Raw genomic sequence first — 2,814 nt, 5'->3', positions numbered from 1 at the left:
CCAGCGTACCGATCGAGGCGGCGCGCTGGCCGGCCATGCGCCAGATCTGGCGGGTCAGCTCGACGGTGGAGGTCTTGCCGTTGGTACCGGTTACCGCCACCAGCGTCTCCGGCACGGGCTGGAAGAACGGCGCGGCGAGACGCGCAAACAGGCGGCGCGGCTCAGGATCGGCAAAGTGAACAGCGCCTTCGACCTTGGCGTCCGGATGGGCGACTACGGCGACGGCACCAGCCTCGATGGCGGCGGCGATATAATCCTCACCGTTGAACTTGGCGCCGCGAAAGGCGCCGAACACCGTGCCGGGCGCGACTTTGCGATGGTCGATGGCAAAACCGGTCACATTGGCGTCTTGTACGCTGCCCGTCAGAGGACTGCCCGCGAGGGGAACATCGGCAGCAGCACAGAGGGCAGTCAATTTCATTCTTGCAGGCTCACTCTTCAGCGGTTCCGGCCGGGATCAGCGGCTTGAGGTCGGAAATATCGATGTCGCGCGTTTCGTCGGGCATCACGCCCAGCAGCGGCCCGATGCGCGGGACCACGCGCTGGATCACCGGCGCCGAGTTCCACGCGGCGGTGCGCTGGAACGAAGTCGCCTCGGTGCCCTGCGGCTCGTCCATCATGGCGATGACGACGTAGCGGGGGCGGTCCATCGGGAAAGCCGCGGCGAAAGTCGCCACCAGCGAGTGCTTGCGATAACCGCCGACGCCCGGCTTTTCGGCCGATCCGGTCTTGCCGCCGACGCGGAAGCCGGGCGCGTCGGCCTTGCGGCCGGTACCGTAGGACACGATCATGCGCAGCAACTGACGCATGCGGGCGCTGGTCGCGGCGGTGAAGACGCGGCGTCCGGCCGGAACCTGCGAAGGTTCCAGCTTCTTGAGAGTCGCCGGACGCCAGATGCCGCCATTGACGAGCGAAGCATAAGCAGACGCGAGGTGCAGCGGAGTGACGGCAATGCCGTGGCCATAGGCGACCGTCATCGTGCGAAGGCGCGGCCATTCGCCGCGCGGCCAGAGCGGAAAGCCGCGCGCCGGCAACTCGACGAAGGGACGCTGGTTCATCGCCAGCGATTCCATCGTCTTCTTCAGCCGGGCGCCACCAAGTTCGTCCGCGATATGGGCGGTGACGGTGTTCGACGAGTGGATCAGCGTTTCCAGCACGTTCAGCGAGGAGCCGTAGTTGTGCAGGTCATGGATCGTGAACTTGCCGACATGGAGCGGCGTGGCCGGCCAGCGGCGGCGCAGATCGGTGATATTGCCCGCGTCGAGCGCGGCGGCAACGGTGATCGGCTTGAAGGTGGAGCCGAGTTCGTAGACCTGGTTGGTCACGCGGTTGAAGCCGCGGGGCACGTCTCCGGCCTTGGCCTGCTCCTCGGTGATCACGAGGTCGCTGGGCTGGACGTGGTTGGGATCGAACGAGGGCAGCGAGGCCAGCGCCAGGATCTCGCCGGTATCGACGTCGAGAATGACGCCGGCCGCGCCCTTGGCCTTGCTGAGCGCCATGCCCTTGCCCAGTTCGTCCTCCAGCGCGCTCTGCACGCGGAAGTCGATCGAGAGCGTGGCGGGCTGCGCGCGGCCTTCGGGGCTGGTGAGCTGCTTGTCGAAGGCCTGCTCCATGCCGACCTGACCCTTGCCGAAGGTATCGACGTAGCCGAGCACCGATGCCGCCATCGAACCCTGCGGATAGAAGCGCGTGGCTTCCTGCGGGTATTCCAGCGCCGGTTCGCCCAAGGCATGAACCTTGTTGGCGTCCTCAGGCAGGATCGACTTGCGCAGATAGCCGGGCTTGCCGGACGAGAGCTTGGCGATCAGTTCGGCCCGGTCGAGATCGGGAAAGATGCGGATCAGGCCATCGGCGACTTCGGCCGGGGTATGGATCAGCGAGGAGCCTTCGCTCATCGCCTTGGGATTGAACCACAGCGAATAGGTGCGGAACTCACGGGCGAGCGGCACGCCGTTGCGGTCGACGATCTCGCCGCGCTGGGGCACCAGCAGGTCCGACAGGTCGCCGCCGCGCACCGAAGGACCGGTTACGCCCAGGAAGATGATGCGGAAGAAGGCTAGCAGGCCGATCAGCGTGAAAACGCCAAGAATCCACAGCGTACGCATCTTCGCCACCAGCAGCGACTGCTGGCGGACGTTGAACAGCTTGCGCCGGCCGGTCGAAACCGTGGTGGGAACCGCTCCGATCGGGAAGGCCGGAGCGTTCACTGCTGGGCGGCCTCCGCCACTTCGATCCGCGCCAGGCGGCTGCCGAGGGCAGCGGCGTCACGCGCGATCTGTTCCCGCTCCGGATCGCGGTTCCGGCCACCGGCGCCCTTGGGCTCGGGTTGCACCGCACCACTGCCGTTCACCGGAGAGACCATCGCCAGAAGGCCGCCGTTATCGGCCCCGGCTTCGTCGCCCGTCTTTTCGGCATTGGCATAGCGGATCGGCGCCGGAGCGCCCGGCCCCACCGGCATGCCCAGTGCGGCGAGCTGGCGCTCGCCCTCGATGTACTGCGCAGCCGTGGGGGCCTTGTAGCCGAACTCCACGTCGTTGAGTTCCTTGAGGGCCTGCTGGTTCGAGCGGGTCTGGAACTCCGTCTCCAGGAAGTTGATGTCCTGCTGCACCCAGACGATCCGCTTCTCGGTATCGTGGACCTGGCTCTTCACCGCATTGACGCGCAGGGTCAGGCCGATCGTCAGCGCCCCGCAGACCAGCAGCACGGAAAACCACCCAATCGAATGGACGCGATCGCGAGTGAGGTTCATGCGGCACTCCTGGGGTCTTTACGGCCGTCGTGAGCCGGTGTTCTTGGGGGGGCCTGGGTGCGCAC

3 protein-coding genes are annotated in these 2,814 nt (G+C 66.6%); all 3 read right to left on the bottom strand.

Features of this window, described 5'->3' with window-relative positions:
- Positions 1 to 421: Mur ligase domain-containing protein (locus tag RT424_RS24230; RefSeq protein WP_313443432.1), on the bottom strand; the 421-nt coding region annotated here is incomplete at its 3' end.
- A gap of 10 nt (positions 422 to 431) precedes the next feature.
- Positions 432 to 2,105, bottom strand: a complete 1,674-nt coding sequence (locus RT424_RS24225) for a peptidoglycan D,D-transpeptidase FtsI family protein (protein WP_409521591.1) — start codon at positions 2,103 to 2,105, stop codon at positions 432 to 434.
- A 98-nt stretch (positions 2,106 to 2,203) separates the two neighbouring features.
- A complete protein-coding gene (locus tag RT424_RS24220) occupies positions 2,204 to 2,749 on the bottom strand; it encodes a hypothetical protein (protein WP_313443428.1) in 546 nt (181 codons plus the stop codon).
- Positions 2,750 to 2,814: the final 65 nt, after the last annotated feature.

The sequence above is a fragment of the Novosphingobium sp. genome (assembly GCF_032093395.1).
In the GTDB taxonomy this organism is placed as follows: domain Bacteria; phylum Pseudomonadota; class Alphaproteobacteria; order Sphingomonadales; family Sphingomonadaceae; genus Novosphingobium.
This window is presented reverse-complemented; position numbering and strand designations above follow the sequence as displayed.